The organism is Mycobacterium riyadhense (assembly GCF_963853645.1).
GTDB lineage: Bacteria > Actinomycetota > Actinomycetes > Mycobacteriales > Mycobacteriaceae > Mycobacterium > Mycobacterium riyadhense.
Genome location: NZ_OY970456.1, coordinates 3924306 through 3940298, shown reverse-complemented (window position 1 = coordinate 3940298; position 15993 = coordinate 3924306). Strand labels below are relative to the sequence as shown.

At 63.7% G+C, this 15993-nt stretch carries 15 protein-coding genes and 1 tRNA gene; 10 read left to right on the top strand and 6 right to left on the bottom strand.

The annotated features are described in order from the left end of the window. Nucleotides 1-71 precede the first annotated feature (71 nt). On the bottom strand, nucleotides 72-194 hold the full coding sequence (locus tag AADZ78_RS17405; protein WP_275579476.1) for a hypothetical protein: 123 nt from the start codon (nucleotides 192-194) through the stop codon (nucleotides 72-74). Between AADZ78_RS17405 and AADZ78_RS17400 the strand changes: the two genes are divergently transcribed. The 3 genes from AADZ78_RS17400 (at nucleotide 181) to AADZ78_RS17390 (ending at nucleotide 1363) form a co-directional block, all read left to right on the top strand. Further along, nucleotides 181-684 carry a hypothetical protein gene (locus AADZ78_RS17400; protein ID WP_239656705.1) on the top strand — a complete coding sequence of 168 codons (504 nt, stop codon included), beginning with the start codon at nucleotides 181-183 and terminating at the stop codon, nucleotides 682-684. The genes AADZ78_RS17405 and AADZ78_RS17400 overlap by 14 nt on opposite strands. A 27-nt stretch (nucleotides 685-711) precedes the next feature. Next, a complete protein-coding gene (locus AADZ78_RS17395) occupies nucleotides 712-1224 on the top strand; it encodes a nitroreductase family deazaflavin-dependent oxidoreductase (protein WP_239655106.1) in 513 nt (170 codons plus the stop codon). A 65-nt stretch (nucleotides 1225-1289) separates the two neighbouring features. After that, nucleotides 1290-1363: transfer RNA gene (locus AADZ78_RS17390), tRNA-Ile, on the top strand. Between the two features lie 77 nt (nucleotides 1364-1440). Here AADZ78_RS17390 and AADZ78_RS17385 read toward each other — a convergent pair. Beyond that, nucleotides 1441-3426 carry a PE domain-containing protein gene (locus AADZ78_RS17385; RefSeq protein ID WP_085253469.1) on the bottom strand — a complete coding sequence of 662 codons (1986 nt, stop codon included), beginning with the start codon at nucleotides 3424-3426 and terminating at the stop codon, nucleotides 1441-1443. A 463-nt stretch (nucleotides 3427-3889) separates the two neighbouring features. Beyond that, entirely contained in the window at nucleotides 3890-4150 is a 261-nt protein-coding gene (locus AADZ78_RS17380; RefSeq protein WP_085253468.1) for an excalibur calcium-binding domain-containing protein, read from the bottom strand. 906 nt (nucleotides 4151-5056) lie between these two features. On the opposite strand from AADZ78_RS17380, the gene AADZ78_RS17375 reads away from it, so the two are divergent. Beyond that, entirely contained in the window at nucleotides 5057-6616 is a 1560-nt protein-coding gene (locus tag AADZ78_RS17375; RefSeq protein ID WP_204081375.1) for a phospholipase C, read from the top strand. A 73-nt stretch (nucleotides 6617-6689) separates the two neighbouring features. Continuing rightward, nucleotides 6690-7604: a TPM domain-containing protein gene (locus tag AADZ78_RS17370; RefSeq protein ID WP_085253454.1), complete on the top strand. Its 915-nt coding sequence runs from the start codon at nucleotides 6690-6692 to the stop codon at nucleotides 7602-7604. A gap of 49 nt (nucleotides 7605-7653) precedes the next feature. Here AADZ78_RS17370 and AADZ78_RS17365 read toward each other — a convergent pair whose 3' ends face one another. Further along, nucleotides 7654-8727: a DUF732 domain-containing protein gene (locus AADZ78_RS17365; protein ID WP_085253453.1), complete on the bottom strand. Its 1074-nt coding sequence runs from the start codon at nucleotides 8725-8727 to the stop codon at nucleotides 7654-7656. 300 nt (nucleotides 8728-9027) lie between these two features. On the opposite strand from AADZ78_RS17365, the gene AADZ78_RS17360 reads away from it, so the two are divergent. The 3 genes from AADZ78_RS17360 (at nucleotide 9028) to AADZ78_RS17350 (ending at nucleotide 12712) form a co-directional block, all read left to right on the top strand. After that, nucleotides 9028-10815, top strand: coding sequence for a hypothetical protein (locus tag AADZ78_RS17360; RefSeq protein ID WP_085253452.1), 1788 nt, complete (start codon nucleotides 9028-9030; stop codon nucleotides 10813-10815). Nucleotides 10816-11005: 190 nt separating this feature from the next. Further along, nucleotides 11006-11488: a DUF1772 domain-containing protein gene (locus AADZ78_RS17355; RefSeq protein WP_085253451.1), complete on the top strand. Its 483-nt coding sequence runs from the start codon at nucleotides 11006-11008 to the stop codon at nucleotides 11486-11488. 78 nt (nucleotides 11489-11566) lie between these two features. Further along, nucleotides 11567-12712 carry a zinc-binding dehydrogenase gene (locus AADZ78_RS17350; RefSeq protein ID WP_085253450.1) on the top strand — a complete coding sequence of 382 codons (1146 nt, stop codon included), beginning with the start codon at nucleotides 11567-11569 and terminating at the stop codon, nucleotides 12710-12712. Nucleotides 12713-12718: 6 nt separating this feature from the next. On the opposite strand, the gene AADZ78_RS17345 is transcribed toward AADZ78_RS17350, so the two are convergent. Next, a complete protein-coding gene (locus tag AADZ78_RS17345) occupies nucleotides 12719-13144 on the bottom strand; it encodes a nitroreductase/quinone reductase family protein (protein WP_085253467.1) in 426 nt (141 codons plus the stop codon). A gap of 16 nt (nucleotides 13145-13160) precedes the next feature. Next, complete coding sequence (locus tag AADZ78_RS17340) at nucleotides 13161-14024, bottom strand: oxidoreductase (protein ID WP_085253449.1); 864 nt, start codon at nucleotides 14022-14024, stop codon at nucleotides 13161-13163. 109 nt (nucleotides 14025-14133) lie between these two features. Here AADZ78_RS17340 and AADZ78_RS17335 point away from each other — a divergent pair, with 109 nt between their 5' ends. Both AADZ78_RS17335 and AADZ78_RS17330 read left to right on the top strand, forming a co-directional pair. Then, a complete protein-coding gene (locus tag AADZ78_RS17335; RefSeq protein WP_085253466.1) occupies nucleotides 14134-14697 on the top strand; it encodes a TetR/AcrR family transcriptional regulator in 564 nt (187 codons plus the stop codon). Between the two features lie 248 nt (nucleotides 14698-14945). Beyond that, entirely contained in the window at nucleotides 14946-15824 is an 879-nt protein-coding gene (locus AADZ78_RS17330; protein ID WP_085253465.1) for a L,D-transpeptidase, read from the top strand. Nucleotides 15825-15993 lie beyond the last annotated feature (169 nt).

Below are 15993 nucleotides of genomic sequence, written 5' to 3'. Positions count from 1 at the left end.
GGGGGCGGTGGCAAATCGGCCCGGCCAACGGTGACGGGTCATGACGACGTTGCGTCGCGGCTGCCGCCGATCTACCCGGGGACCACGGTGTCTATTCCGCCGTCGTCGTCTTCTACTACTTCGTCGTCGGCTTCGCCGTCCGGGGTCCCGAGCACCATTCCGGGCAACGGAACGTTCCGGATGGGAGTCGACATCCAGCCCGGCACCTATCGCTCGGAAGGCGGCGATTCCTGCTATTGGGAGCGGCTGCGCGGACTCAGCGGCAACGTTGCCGACATCATTGCGAACGGTGCCGGGTACGGGCCGCAGGTGGTGACGATCGCGCCGACGGACGCTGCGTTCAAAACGCAACAGTGCGCCCCCTGGACCCGGCAATCTTCGGCTACCACTACGACGTCTTCCGGTGCGCCGGTGACGCTCCCGCCAGGCGCCCGGGCGTGTCCTCCCTCCGCGGGGCCTGCCGGTAGCTTCAGTAAGTCCGCGGTCGGGTCGCCGGACACGTCGTGTCCTTTCGCCGAACAGGTACGGCTGGCGTACGCGGCCAGCGGGCCCGCCAGCGTGACACCCCGACAGATCGACGCCGTCAGTCCGGTGACCGGCCAGCACTACGCGATGACGTGCGCTGCCAACGGGTCGTTGGTCGTGTGCAACGGCGGCAACGGCGCCGTCGTGTACGTGTACTAGTCGTCCGCCGGCGGGTACCGTCGGTCTGTGTCTATTCGGCGCGAAAGTCCGCTGCGGGGGCGTCGGCTGCGGCTCTATGAGGCTTTAGGCGAGCGTTTCGCGATGAGCCGGGCCGGGTACCTGTTCGCGTTGCATGTGGCACCGCGCATCGACAAGGTGCTGATCCCTCGGACCAACGGCCGACTGAGTGCCGTGGGATTCGACAAAGTAGGTCTGGTCACGTCGACCGGCGCCAAATCCGGACAGCGGCGCACGAATCCGCTGACGTTGATCGAAGACTCCGACGGGCTCCTGGCGATCGGCTCCAACTATGGGCGCCCGCAGCATCCGGCGTGGAGTGCCAACCTGCTGGCACATCCGGAATGCATGGTCCAGTTCAAGGGGCCGCGGCGAAAATATCTTGCGGAGTTGCTCACCGGCGAGGCGCGCGCCGCGGCGTGGGCCACCGCCGTCGACTTCTACCAGGGTTACGAGAGTTACCGGGCCAGCTGCGCGCCTCGAGAGATTCGGGTGTTTCGGCTGCGGCCGGTTGAGGGGTGAGGGTATGCCACCGGATCGCTTGGGGTCGGTGCCGCCGCGCTAGGGTCATGGTCGTGTAGCGCCGCGGGGCGGTAGCTCAGTTGGTTAGAGCCGCGGACTCATAATCCGTTGGTCGCGGGTTCGAGCCCCGCCCGCCCCACCTAACGCTTCTCAAGACCAGCAGGTCTCCCAGGCCGCCGCCGAAGTTTGGCAAGGTGAGAACGGGGTTGGCGCGCCCTAGGGCAGGAATGGGTTGAGTATCGGCGGGATGATTTGGTTGCCGGTCACGCCGGTGAGCCGGACCCAGATCTGTGCGGGGATATTAATCGTCTGGTAGACGCCGGCGCCGAGCCATGAGACCGGCACCTGTAGGAAGCCCGGCACCGAATTGACGATGTTGTGTACCTGGTCATACACGACGGAGGGGATCGTGGCCACGATCGAGCGGGAGACCAGACTTACGTTGGTCGCGATATCGGGATAACCCTGTGCGGCGAAATCGGCGCTGAGCACAGTGAACAGGTTGGCGCCGGGGTCAACGTAGGTGCCCTCGAAACTGGGGTCTGTCAGGGGTGCACCCTGCATATGCGTGGGCGTCGGCAAGTCGAATTGATCCAAGATCGTTGGCGTCACGCTCACGATCTGCCATGAGTTGTTGATGTACCCATCTCGCAGATCATTGCCGGCCTGATCGAACATGAGGAATGTCGCTGTCTCACGCGGTGATTGGAAGCCGTGACCGCGGCCGAACTCGTTGGGCCCTATTTCGCCATGGTCGGTGACGATGAGCGTGGAAAATTCCTCGCCGGGGTGGTCGAACTCCCATTGGGCTACCGTTCCCAACAGCCCACCACCGCCTATTTCCTGTTTACCGAGGTTGTAGTCCATGTTCTGAATGGCCAGCCGGTACTGCGGCGAATCGCCGCCGTATTGATGCGCGTTGTTATCGACACCTACGAAGTAGGAAAAAATGAGATTGCCTCTATCCGGACGGGCGGCCGAAATCGCGGTCTGGGTCTTCTGGGCGACCAGGTTCTGTGTCGCTATCCAATCCGTGTCGCCCGCGACCTGCGGGACGAATTCGATGTGGTCGGCGGGGTTCGAGCCGGCGCCGGCGATTTGGGTTATGGGTAACCAGTTAGCGATGACCGTGGTGTTGACCTGGTCGCCATAGGTGTTCTCGAGTTGGTTGTAGATGGTCGGCCAGTTGTCGTACGTCCAAGGGGTAAAGACGTTGTTGCTCACGCCAGCCGTCTCGCTCCACACACCCGTCTGCATGGTGGTCCACGAGGGGTTGGAGATGGTGGTGTGCCCGACGATCGTCGACGCAGAGGTGACGCTTTGCTGCATGAACGTGTGGAAGTTCGGTGTGCCAGCCGGGTCGGCCAGGATTGCAGCCAGATTCGTGCCGTCCGTGCCGATCAATAGGAAATTCGCGTCTGGTGTCGCCAGGAGCAGAGCAAGGGCCTCTTCTGGAGTCGCGAACGTCACGTCTGAGTAGAAAGTCCCGGCCGCGCCGGTCGCGCCTGGGGCGCCGAACAAGGACAATGCTCTGCCGCCGATCCCACCAGCCCCAGCGGGGATGGTTCCTGCCGCGATGCTTGCTCCGCCGACACCGCCAGTGCCGCCGGCCCCCCCATTGCCCCACAACAACCCGCCCGTGCCGCCGGGGCCGCCCGCCCCGCCTCGGATACCGCCGGCGCCGCCGACCCCACCATTACCGATCAACCCGGCGTTGCCGCCGGGCCCTCCCCGCTGACCGAATCCACCCGACCCACCCGTGCCGCCGTTGCCCCACAGAATCCCGCCGTCCCCACCGGCTTGTCCGGTGCCGGGAATGCCGTTAGTCCCGTTGCCGATCAACGGACGCCCCAGCAGGAAGTTCGTGGGCGCATTGATCACACCCAGAACGTTGTCGACGAGGATTTGCAGCGGGGTGGCATTGGCCGCCTCCGCGGCCGCATACGCCCCGCTGGCGTTACTCAGTGCCTTGACGAACTGCTCATGAAAGGCTGCCGCCTGTGCACTGAGCGCCTGATATTCCTGCGCATGGCCGGAGAACAGCGACGCGAGCGCCGCCGATATCTCGTCACCGGCGGCAGCCATCAGCGTGCTGGTCGGAGCCAACGCCGCCACGTTCGCCGCCCTGATCGAGGAGCCGATAGCGGCCGCATTTGCCGCCGCTGTCGTCAACATGTCCGGTGTGGCGACTAGATACGACATCGTGGTCCTCTCACCCCGCGAATTCTTCACCATCGGAAGATGCGATGACGCCCAAATCGCAAGATTTGGGCACCTTTCGGCAGCGGTATACCGAGGCATCTGGCTATCGCTTGACCTCCTGCCCACGTTGCCCCGGCGTTCGAGGACGATGGAAGTAACGGAAGGTATATCGGGCTCCGTACTGTCAACAGCCACAAGCGTTGTCTTACAGTCACTTTGGGGAGCGTGAGCTAACCGCACCCCCTGGTCGCGAAGACGCTGGCTAGATCCATTGGTCGCGGCCGATTCGCCGAGTCGCACAGCTAGGGTCAAGGCGGCCCATGAGTTGCCCGCACGTCGGATCGGTTGGTTGCCTGCCATCAAGGAAGCACGCATCTAGGGCCGGATTGGGTGCAGGTGCTAACGACATCTTTAGGTGCTATTGCGCCAAGGAGCGCAGTTGTTTTCGCATGATCGTCGGGGATCAGCAATCGCAGGCGTAGCCGTCGCCGTCGCGGTCCTGCTTCGAGCAGTAGTGCGAGCTTCCCTGTGGAATGTTGCACTCGCCGTTGGCCTTTGCCTGGGTGCAGTTTGCCCAATAACAACTGCCGTCCTCGTTGAACTGCGTGCAGTTGATATCCGCTGGCTCCGCAATTGGCGCCGTAGGCGTGCCGATGACGCTAACGACGATAAATCCGGCCGTTGCTGTGGCTGCGGCAATGAGGGTTGCAACACGATAGAACATCACAACCTCCTTGTTGGAATGACCACACCGCAGCTTAGGCGTCCGCACCGTTGGCTGTGTCAATGTTGGAGAAACTTCTTACCAATGCTTTTCCGGCTGCTGAAATGGAGAGGCGATTGATGACATTGAACGGAATAAGGACCAGCAGTGAGGCGATCCGAATTGGGCGGCTAAAGAAGGCCGGCCAATTTCCTCGACGCCACGATCATCCTCGATGACGAGATGCCGGACGCATCAGTATCGCCATTAGTCAGCGCAGGCATCGCGGGCGGTCGACATTGTCTACGGAAGTCGCCTACAGCCGTTCGTCCACCACGGCACAACGATTCGAAACATCTGCGCGGAATCAGCACGTCACAACAGTCACATGTGGCTGCACCGGGCGACACCCGATGTGCCCAGCTATCAGCGACAACTGCCTGACCTGCGATGTGGTGCCCAAGTCGGTCGCAGCCGTGCGGGGTTCGCGGTGGCGTTGACCTGCACAAACCGAGTTGTCGCGGGTAGGCGGGCACGGCGACCATCGCCTCTGGAACGGGCCTGTGTTGCCGATGTGACTAAAGAGCAACACAGACGCCTGACGTAACACTCGGGTCAACTGAGTCATGGTGCGCGCCAACGTAGTTCGGTGTAGTCCGATGGGCTATCTTCGGGGCCCCGGGTGCGGACGCGTCGCGATGCTAACTCACGGGTCAGTGAGCCAAGTCGGGTTAAGCGGATAGCCGGCTCAAGCGGAAACCGGGGAAGTGTTTGCTCCGGCTCCGGAAATACTCGCCGTTCGGACTACGATGCGCTGTTGTTAGCGAACGCCGCCGAATTCAGTCACGACACACCGCGCGCCTTTTGCGCCTCATGACCACCGCAAATCTACTCTGAACCGCAGTGTGCGGCGGGAAGGACATTGTGGTGAGCAAACATCCAGTCGACGGAATGTCGCGCCGAGAGTTTATGGCTAGGCTCGCCGCGGCAAGCAGCGCCGGCGCAGTGATGTCCTTGGCTGGGCCGGTGATCGAAAAGGCTTACGGCGCCGGCCCGTGCTCCGGCCATTTGACCGACATCGAGCACTTCGTGTTCATGCTCCAGGAGAACCGGTCATTCGATCACTACTTCGGCACACTGTCGGGCGTCAATGGCTTCAACACGCCCTCGCCGGCATTCCAACAAAAGGGGTGGAACCCTCAGACACAGTCGATTGACCCCGCCGGCGTCACCATCCCGTATCGTTTCGACACCACCAGGGGCCCTGTCCTCAACGGCGCGTGCGTCAACGACCCCGCCCACCAATGGATCACGATCCACCAGGCATGGAACAACGGCGCCAACGACAATTGGCTGCCCGCGCAGGCCCAACAACAAACGCTGCAGGGCAACGTCCCGGTGACGATGGGTTACTACACCCGCCAAGACCAACCGATCCATTATCTGCTGGCCGATACCTTCACCATCTGCGATGGCTATCACTGTTCGCTGCTAGGCGGAACTTCGCCCAACCGGCTGTACTGGATAAGCGCCTGGATCGATCCTGATGGCGTGCAAGGTGGTCCGCTGCTGATCGACCCCAATATCCAGCCGCAAGGCCGATTTAGTTGGCGCACCATGCCGGACAACCTCAGCGATGCCGGCATCAGTTGGAAGGTTTACCAAAACAAGCTTCTCGGGGCGCTCAACAACACCGTCATTGGCTACAACGGGATGCTCGTTGACTTCAAACAGGCCCAGGATCCGCGCTCGAACATCGCCCGCAACGGCATCGCCCCGACCTATCCCTTGGACTTTGTTGCCGACGTCGCAGCCAACAGGCTGCCACAGGTTTCATGGGTGCTGCCCGGGTTTCAGTTATCCGAACATCCCGCACTTCCGGTTGCGCCGGCGGTCGGCGGCACCGCGATCGTCAACATCCTCCGGATTTTGCTGTCCAATCCCGCGGTGTGGGAAAAGACGGCATTGATCGTCAGCTTTGACGAAAACGGGGGTTTCTTTGACCACGTCACACCGACTACCGCACCGCCGGGAACTCCCGGCGAATATGTGACGGTGCCCGACATCGACGCGGTCACGGGCTCCGGCGGCATCCGTGGACCGATCGGTCTGGGCTATCGCGTCCCGTGTTTGGTCATCTCTCCCTACAGCCGTGGGCCGTTGATCGTGCATGACACCTTCGACCACACCTCGCAACTGCGGCTGCTCGAGAAACGGTTCGGTGTGCCAGTTCCCAACCTGACTGCCTGGCGACGAAGTGTGACCGGCGATATGACGTCAACCTTCAATTTCGCCGTCCCTCCCGACGCATCGGCACCGTTCCTGGACCACCCGGCATTAAAGGCCGTGCCGCAACAGGTGCAATGCGTTCCTGACACGGTCGCAACTCTTGCGAAGGTAACTCCTCCTTATCGGGTGCCCTTCCCGCAGATAATGCCCACGCAGGAGACCACACCCGCCCGCGGGATTCCCAGTGGTCCCTGCTAGCGGCTGCATCCACAAAACGCGGTTTGGCGTGCGCAACCCCGGATCGCGGCCGGCTGCGGGCTAAATTGCCCGTATGCGCATTGTTCGCTTGTTCGGTGTCGTCCTGACGATCGTTACAGCGGGGTTGCTGCTGGCAACCCCCGCGATTGCGCAACCGCCGTTCAAGCTCACCGATCACATCACTGACAGCAACGGGGTGTTGACGGATTCCGCTCGGGTGGCGGTCCGTTCGGCAATCGACCGGCTTTATCACGATCGGCACATTCAACTGTGGGTGGTCTATGTCGATAACTTCTCCAGGTTCAAACCCGACAACTGGGCCGACCGAACCCGCAGCGCCAGCGCGATGGGCGATCACGACGCGCTGCTGGCCGTGGCCACGAACACCAAGTCATACACGTTCACCGTGCCCCCGAACGTCCAGGGCCTCACGGCAGACGAGTTAAACAGTCTGCGCAGCAACAAGATTGAGCCAGCGGTGAACGCCAAAGACTGGAGCCGTGCTGCGGTTGCTGCGGCTGACGGGTTGAACAAGTCGGCAAGCCCGTCATCGCGGATCTGGCTGCTGATCGCGATCGCGGTCGTCGTCGCGGTGGTCGTGGGAGGCGTGGTTTTCGTCCTCTATCGCACGCGCCGGCGCAGGCGCGCCGCGCGGCGGCTCGACCCTAGTGATAGGCAGGTGAACATTGAAGCGCGCGATCATTCGCTGGGGCAGGCGTTGTCCACCGCGGATGCCAGATTGCGCCAAATCTCCGACTATGTCGCCAAGCATCGCGAGACCGTCGGTGCCGAGGCTCGGGCCCGATTCGAAGAGGCGAAACGCCATTTGGTAGCGGCGCACGACAAGGGAGCAAGCAACGACCACCAGGCCATTGCGCATGCCAACGCGGCTTCGACGTTGGCCGCTCAGGCGCAAACGCTGGCAAACGCCGACGTGTTGGCAGCGCACCGCACGCGACGACGTCGAGGCACCGCATCTACACGATGATCGGTGAGATCATCATCGCCGATCGCTGAGCGGCGGCTCGGTTCTCGTCTCACGGTGCGATCTGGATGATGCCTGGCGGCATGGGTCGCGGCGGCTCCGTCGGGCCGCTGCCACGGCCACCGCCGCTGCCGGCGCCGCCGCTACCAGCGCCGCCATCACCGATTCCGCCACCACCAGCAGCACCGCCCGGCTGAGGAGCAGCTGCGGGAGGCTCTAGCTGTTGCGGTGGGGGCGGCTCCTGGGGTGGAGGCGGAGGCTCTTGGGGTGGCGGCGGCTGCTGAGGTGGAGGTGGCGGCTCTTGGGGTGGTGGCGGCGGCTCTTGGGGTGGAGGTGGCGGCTGCTGAGGCGCTGGCGGCGGTTGGCGCGGCGGCTGGGACGGCGCAGGCGCCCGTGGTGGGATGAGGATGTTCGCCGGCGGAGGCAGTGGTGTCGGAATCTGCGGCGGCTTCGGCGCGATGGTCTCGCCTGCGGGAATGGTTTCGATCAGCGGAGCGAGAACATCGCGATGCGCGGTGCAGTCCGACGGGCCGTGCCGATAGTGGCTCGCTACCGAGACGCCGCCGACGATCGAGTGCGGCAGCCGCACCACACCGATGGGTGTCCATTCCTGCGATGCCGGCGTGTTGGTCATATCCGCGGCCGGCGGCCGATCCTGCAAATCGCATTCCGAAGTGATTGCATTGTGCGTGTAGCCAGCGCCCCGGTGGGTGGGTTGATTTGATCCGGGCGCGGCAGTAGCGCTGAAGGAAGCCAATTTGTCCTGGTGGAACGGGCAATAGACCTGCACGGACGCGCTGACGAACCGGGAGAAAGTGCGCGTGAGGCGGTCGCGAGGGTATTGCGTCATGCTCGGGTCATTGTTGTACGCAAAGGTGGTCATCGCCTCAACGACTCCATCCGCAGGCTTGCCGCGGTCGAGTTCGCGACAAACTTGATGGGCTATCGCAATCAGGCTTGGCGCGTTCTCGAGCGCGGGGATGCCATGTTGATCAAGCGATGCCAGAAACTGGTCGTCCTGGTTCGGGTCGGCCGCTGCTGCGCTGCTGCGCAGGATTGCGGCGCCGATGAGTATCACGGTGGCGGTAGCCACGGCGCCCGCGTGGCTTGCGGTGCCGGTGATCATGGCGGTGGTTTCCGTTCTCTAGGCCGTTGGGTTTGCGTGGTGATCGATGGCACTCTGTGGCCGCCTGGTAGACTCCTCCGCTTTTCGGTGTTTTACCTTGCTGTAACATTCGGCCGGGCCGCTGTCAATGGCCATACCGAAGCGACGGAAGGTTTCGTCAGTACCGTCATGCGCACGCTCGGCAACCGTTGACTGCAGGCACATCGCGCTCTCCGGAAAGGAGGCCCAGTGCCGACACGGCCGCAAAGATCGCGACCCCGCTCGGCGATCGGGCGAACGCGTGCCGTCGAGGTCGAGCGCGTGGGCGCGAGTTCGGCGCCCACCAGGCTCGAGCGGTGGACCCAGGGTTGCGGCGGGGGGCTCACGACGTTCCTCGCCTACCTCCTCGGGGCCGTCGTCCTCACGATCGGCGCCTGGAGCGACCCAACGACCGGCTGGGCCGGGAACTGTTGCGACCAGCAGCAGGCGATCTGGTATCTCGGGTGGACGCCCCACGCGCTCGCGCATGGCCTCGATCCGTTCTTCACTACGCAGATCGGTGCGCCCGACGGCGTGAACCTCATGTGGAACACGCCGATGACGCTCCTCGGGCTCCTGGGCTGGCTCCCGGCGAAGATCGGGGGCCCAATCTTTGGGTTCAACGTCCTCATGGTCGCCGGCATCGCCGCCAGCGGATTCACCGCTTGGCTCGCGATCCGCCGCTGGACGGGTGACGGCCTCGGCCCCATGGTCGGGGGCGCGGTCTACGCCTTCTCGCCCTACGTCGCCTCCCACGCGGCCCTGCACCTGAACCTCGCCACGGCCTGGGTTCCGCCGCTCTTCCTGCTCGTCATCGACGAGCTCCTCGTGACCCGGCGTCGACCGCCGTGGCAAGCAGGGGTAACGCTCGGAGTCCTCGGCGCCGCACAGCTTTTGATCAACGAGGAGACGCTTGCCACCAGCGTCATAGCGGCCGTAGTACTGGTCTGCGTCATGGCCGTCGCGCGCCACGACGGGCGGGTTCGAGCGCGATGCCAACGAGGAGTGGCCCGGGTCGTCCCGGCGCTCGCGGTCGCCACGCTGACGTTCCTCACGCTCGCGGCCTGGCCGCTGGCCGTCCAGTTCTTCGGACCGCAACGGATCAGTGGGCTTGTCCAGGATTCCAAGACGTACTCGACCGACCTCCTGAACTTGGTCCTTCCGACGTCATACCAGCTTCTCGCGCCCGACGCGGCGACACGTGTGTCCCGTGAGTTCAGCGGCCTCTATCACGAGGCGACCGGATATCTCGGCTTGCCGCTCCTTGTCCTGCTGGTCGTCGTGGCCGTTCGTCAGTGGGACGACCTCCGGATCCGCGTCGCGAGCATTACTGGGGCGCTGCTCTTTGTGCTCTCGCTCGGGCCTTGGCTCCACATCGGCAAAAAGGCTTTGCCCGTGCCGCTTCCGTGGCTGCCCTTCGGGAAGCTGCCGCTGCTCAAACATGTTCTGCCGGGCCGCTTTACGATGTTTATCTGGCTGGGGGTCGCGGTGATCGTCGCGATCGTCATCGCCCGGGCGACCCGCCTGGCTCCGCGACCGGCAGCGCGATGGCTGCTTCCCGTGGTCGCGGCGCTCGTCCTGATTCTCCCTGCCCCGCTCCAACGGCAGCCGTTCTACACGCCGGCCTTCTTCCGCACGTGGGCCAGCCACAACATCGGCCCCACCGAAACAGTCTTGGTCGCACCGTATTTCATCAACGGGGGACAGGCCGCGCCAATGTTGTGGGCGGCGGAGGCCAACTATGGGCTCCGGATGCCCGAGGCCTACGCCTACATGCCGCAGCCGGGCGGTGGGACGAATTCGGGACCACCGGCAACGCGGCTCTCCAAGATTATGCTGGCGATCCAGGACGGCGAGACCTCGCTCGTGGCGCGAGGGGAAGTTCGTGCGCAGGTGGCCGCCACCCTCCGGTTCGCGGAGGTGCGCCACGTGATCGTCGGGCCGATGCAGGCGTGGGAGACGATGCTCGCGTTCTTCACCGACCTTTTCGGCCGGGCGCCCGAGAGGGTGGGCGAGATTGCAATCTGGCGGGACGTCAACGTCCGGGGCGTCGTCGCGCCGCCCACGTAGGCGTCGCTGATTTCACTCACGACTGAGCTGTGAGGATACCTGCGCGTCCACGAATTCGAAGACGCTGCCGCAACCTCTCGATGCACGGTCTCGTTGAGGATGTCGGGGCGTGGCGGCACGCATGCGTTTGAAGTACGGACACGAGCGCTAAACACTGGATCGTCTCGCAAATTTCGATTTAACTGCGGACATGCGCATCAGCCCTATCAGCGTTCTGGCCTCCGGCGCCGCGATCGGCAGCGCCGCCGTCGGCGGCCTGTTCTTTGCTTTTTCCAGCTTTGTGATGCGTGGTTTGAACCGCATCAACCCGCTGGACGCGATCACCGCGATGCGCGGAATCAACGCTGAGGCGCAATCGAACCCGCCATTCTTGCTGTTGTTCTTTGGTTCGGCGCTCGCCGCGTTGGCGGTCGGCGTCGTCGCGGCCATCCAGCTACGCAAACCCGGCAGCGGATACCTACTGGTCGGTGCAATCCTGGCGGTTGTGGCGGTGCTCGTCACGGCCGCCTTCAATGTGCCGCTCAACAACCACCTGGACAGGGCGGCTCTCACAGCGGATCCGGCGCGGGTGTGGCGTGACTACTCGGACCCGTGGACGTTGTGGAACCATGTCCGCACCGTCTGTCCGCTGCTCGGCGCCGCGCTGCTCATTGTCGGCGCGCGACGTCGGTAGACCCGGGAAGATTGTGAATGCGCCGCGAGTTCGTATGGTCTGAGCATCCGTCACGAAAACAGGAACGAGGCGCTACCCATGACCGGAGATTTGCCTGATACTGCACTAGAGCTGCGCTCGTTGGTGACATCTGGTGGCGCGCTCGAACTTTCACTGCACGAGGTTCCAGTTCCAGTCCCCGGCCCCAACGAGGTGTTGGTACGTGTGGAAGCGTCGCCGATCAACCCGTCAGACTTGGGCCTTCTCGTCGCAAGCGCGGACATGGCTACCGCGACGGTATCGGGCACACGCGAGCGTCCCGTCGTCACCGCCTCGATCGAAGAGGCCGCGTTAGGAGCGCTTTCCGCGCGAGTCGACAAGTCGCTTCCGGTGGGAAATGAGGGCGCGGGTACGGTGGTGGCCGCGGGGTCGTCCGCAGCGGCCCAGGCACTCATCGGCCAAACCGTGGCGATTGTGGGCGGCGCGATGTACTCGCAATACCGAGCGATCGACGCTTCCGCATGTCTGGTCCTGCCCGAGGGGGCGACAGCAAGGGACGGAGCATCGTCCTTCGTCAATCCGATGACGGCACTCGGAATGACGGAAACCATGCGCCGCGAAGGTCATTCGGGCCTTGTGCACACCGCCGCGGCGTCGAATCTCGGTCAGATGCTAGTCAAGCTCTGCCAGACCGACGGCATACCGCTGGTCAATATCGTCCGCAAACCGGAGCAAGAGCGGCTGCTGAGATCGCTTGGCGCAGATTATGTGTGCAACTCTGCATTGCCCTCTTTCTCGACCGATCTCGTCGAGGCTCTCAAAGCCACGTCTGCGACGCTTGCTTTCGACGCCACGGGTGGCGGAACGCTGGCAAGCCAGATCCTCAATGGCATGGAGCAGGCGGCGAATTCGACCGCTGCGGAGTACTCCCGTTACGGGTCGACCGTCCACAAGCAGGTGTACATCTACGGCTCGCTCGACACCAGTCCCACGGTGCTCACCAGAAATTTCGGGATGGCTTGGGGCGTGGGCGGATGGCTGCTCACCTCGTTTCTTCAGCGCGCAGGGGTGGAGGCCTTTGGTCGGCTGCGGGCTCGGGTGGCCGCCGAGCTCACCACGACTTTCGCCAGTAGCTATACGCGTGAGGTGTCACTCGCCGGCATGCTCAAGCCCGATGCGTTCATCCACTACGTCAAGCGAGCGACTGGAGAGAAGTTTCTCGTGACTCCAAACGTCCCCGCCTAGCCCCCCTTAGTCGGTGAACTCGATTCGCACCGACACGGGTGTCGTTTCCAGCGCCCTTACCACCGTGGCTCCTACTCGCCCGAACTTGCGACCGCGCGCGACGACGTCGTCATCCGGCCTCAACGTCGCAGTTCCGGCGCGCCACCGATTCCCCTGTCGCAGGCGGACATTCGGGTTGTCAACGATGTTGCGGCCCCATCCGGAGCGGGTGCCGTGCTGACTGATCACCCACGCCCCTTTGTGATCGAACTGCGCGGACACGGGAACACGGCGCACCTGGCCGGTTTTTCGCCCGATGGTTTCCAGCTCGGTGGCCATCGCGGTTCGCACTCCCAGTTTGCTCAAGCCCTTCACTACCGGGTTGAGTACATAGCGTCCGAATGCACGTTCCCTGCGGAACTTTTGCAGCGTCTTGTCAGTGGTGTTCGTCATGGCAATGTCCACATTTTCAAACGTGTTTGAGCGGTCGGCGGTCAACAGTTACCGGTGTCGATCGCGGTTTGCTCAGGCGGCTTTGCTTGCGGATGCCCGTGTCCAGCAGGGCGGCCGGCGCGATGCGTTTCAACAGGGTCAGCTGTCGCGCCTGGCGGCCCGCGGGGTAGCGCAGTTTGATTCGCTTGTCGGTGGCCGCGGCGTAGGTGGCGTCGGCGACGACGTCGGGCAGCTCGGCGCTGCGAATTTTCTCGATGAACATCGCGCGGGCCGTCGCGCGATGATCGGCGTAGACCGCCTGTGGCGTGTCGGCCTCCCACATGTTCGCCTCGAAAGCGGTTCGGGTGTAACCGGGTTCGATCAGCACCGCGCGCACGCCGTACTCGCGAAGTTCGTGGTCCAACGATTCGGTGTAACCCTCCAGGGCATGCTTTGACGCCGAGTAGAGGGCCGCGTACGGCGCGGGAAGGTAGCCGAGCACGGAGCTGATGTTGATGATTCGCCCGCTGCTACGACGGCGCATGTGCGGCAGCACCTCGTTGGTAAGCCGGATGACGCCGAAGAAGTTGGTATCGAACAACGCCCGGGCCTGTGCGATCGAACTCTCCTCGGCGGCACCCAAGATTCCCAAGCCGGCGTTGTTGACTAGGACGTCGATGCGGCCGGCTCGGTCGATGACCTCGGAGACCGCCGCGTGGACTGCGGTGGCGTCGGTTACGTCGAGCGCCAAGGTCTCGACGCCGCGGATCGGGGCGAGGTTCTGGGGTGCGCGCGACGTGCCGAATACGCGGAATCCCCCGTTCGCCAGTTTCACTGCAATGGCTGCGCCGATGCCGGAGGACACTCCGGTGATCAACGCGACGGGCGGTGTGGATGTCATCGACGACCTCTCCGTGTGTTATACCGATTGGTCTATCTGACATTAGTAGACCAATCGATATACTGCAACTGGCCTGATCTTGACCACGGACCCGGGGGAGGGCGAGACGATGACCGCGCGCGAGCGTCTGATCGAAAGCGCCATTGAACTGCTACGCCGCAACGGGGTGGCCGGTACCGGCCTGGCTGAACTGCTCCAACACAGCGGCACAGCGCGCCGGTCGGTCTATGTGAACTTTCCCGGCGGGAAGTCGGAACTCATGACCGAGGCCACTCGGACAGCGGGCCGACGCATCGATTCGACGCTGGCGGGCACCGCGCCGGACGGTGATGGCCGCGCGTCGTTGGTGGCGTTCGTCGAGTCATGGAAGGAGACGCTGCGCTCCAGTGACTACGCCGCCGGATGCCCGATCGTCGCCGCCGCGCTCGGACGCACGGAGTCGCCCTCGGCCGCAGATGCCGCCGGTGAGGTATTTACCGCGTGGCAGGCGCTGCTTGCCGAACGCCTGAGGACCGAGGGCGCCAGCATCGACGAGGCGGAATCGCTGGCCACCACAATCGTGGCCGGCGTCGAGGGAGCCGTCATACTCTGCCTAGCAACGCAATCCACCGATCCCTTGGAACGGACCGTGAAGGTGCTTGATCGACTCATCGCTCAGCACGTCCGACGATGAGAGTTTGCGGTGAATTCCCTTCTGCGGCAAGCAGGTCCGCTGGGCAGCGATCCGGGCGCTCGCCTGCAATTGCCCTGCGGCGCAAAGATTGTCGATGGTCAGCCATCACACTTGGGCGCTAGCCGTAACCAAATCGTGGCCAAGACTTGACCGCGCTGCGAGCGCGTGCTTGCACAGCCGCCCGCCATAGCACCCCTAACATCGTCAACGACAACGACAAGCTAATCATCTCAAAGGGTTTGGAATCGATGCGGGCAGCCGTTCGGTCTGTTCTGGTGATGATCGGGATCGCTGCGACGGTGGTCGCCGAACCGGCTGGCGTGCGCCTCGTGGCGCTGAGCCCGTCGCACAACGACATCGCCATCGCATCCGTGCTACCCACGCGGGGGGAGGTAGTGGGTGTCGCGCATCCCGTGGTGGTGACGTTGAGCACGCGCGTCGCCGACCGCCACCGGGCTGAGCGTGCCATAGAAGTGAAGTCGGCGCCCGCCATGACCGGCAAGTTCCAGTGGCTCGACGACAACGTGGTGCAATGGATTCCCGACCGATTCTGGCCCGCGCATCGCACGGTGGCCCTTTCGGTGGGCCGTCTGCGCACGGACTTCAAAACGGGTCCAGCCGTCATCGGTGTTGCCGATATCGCAAACCACACCTTCACCGTGAGTGTCGACGGAGTCGAAGCGGAATCGCCGCCTTCATTGCCAGCGCCGCATCACCGGCCGCACTTTGGAGAAGCAGGCGTCATGCCCGCCACGATGGGCAAGCCGGAATTCGCGACACCCGTTGGCGCTTATCGGGTGATCTCCAAAGACCGTTCGGTGACTATGGATTCGAGCAGCGTCGGCATCCCCATCGACGACCCGGAGGGTTACCGGCTCACGGTGGATTACGCCGTCCGTATCACCAGCCGCGGCCTGTACGTGCATTCAGCTCCGTGGGCCGTCCGATCAATGGGGGTCGAGAATGTCAGCCACGGCTGCATCAGCTTGAGCCCCGCTGACGCCGAGTGGTACTTCAACACGGTCAACATTGGCGACCCGGTCATCGTGCAGGAAGGGGTTGCGAGAGAAGAAAAATCGGCTGATCCGCACCCTGCATCTAAAGTCGGCGAATCGCCAGCTGTCTGAAAATGGTGAATATGGCGTGACTTCCGCTTAGGGGTTACCGGTGGAAGGAGGCGCCGTAGCCGGTGGACCGGGCAGAACCACCGGGCCAGCGGTCAGGGCCGGTCCCGGATTCGTTGGCACACCCTTGCCCGTCCCCGCCTGCTGCAGCAGAGGCGCTCCGGCTGGTGCC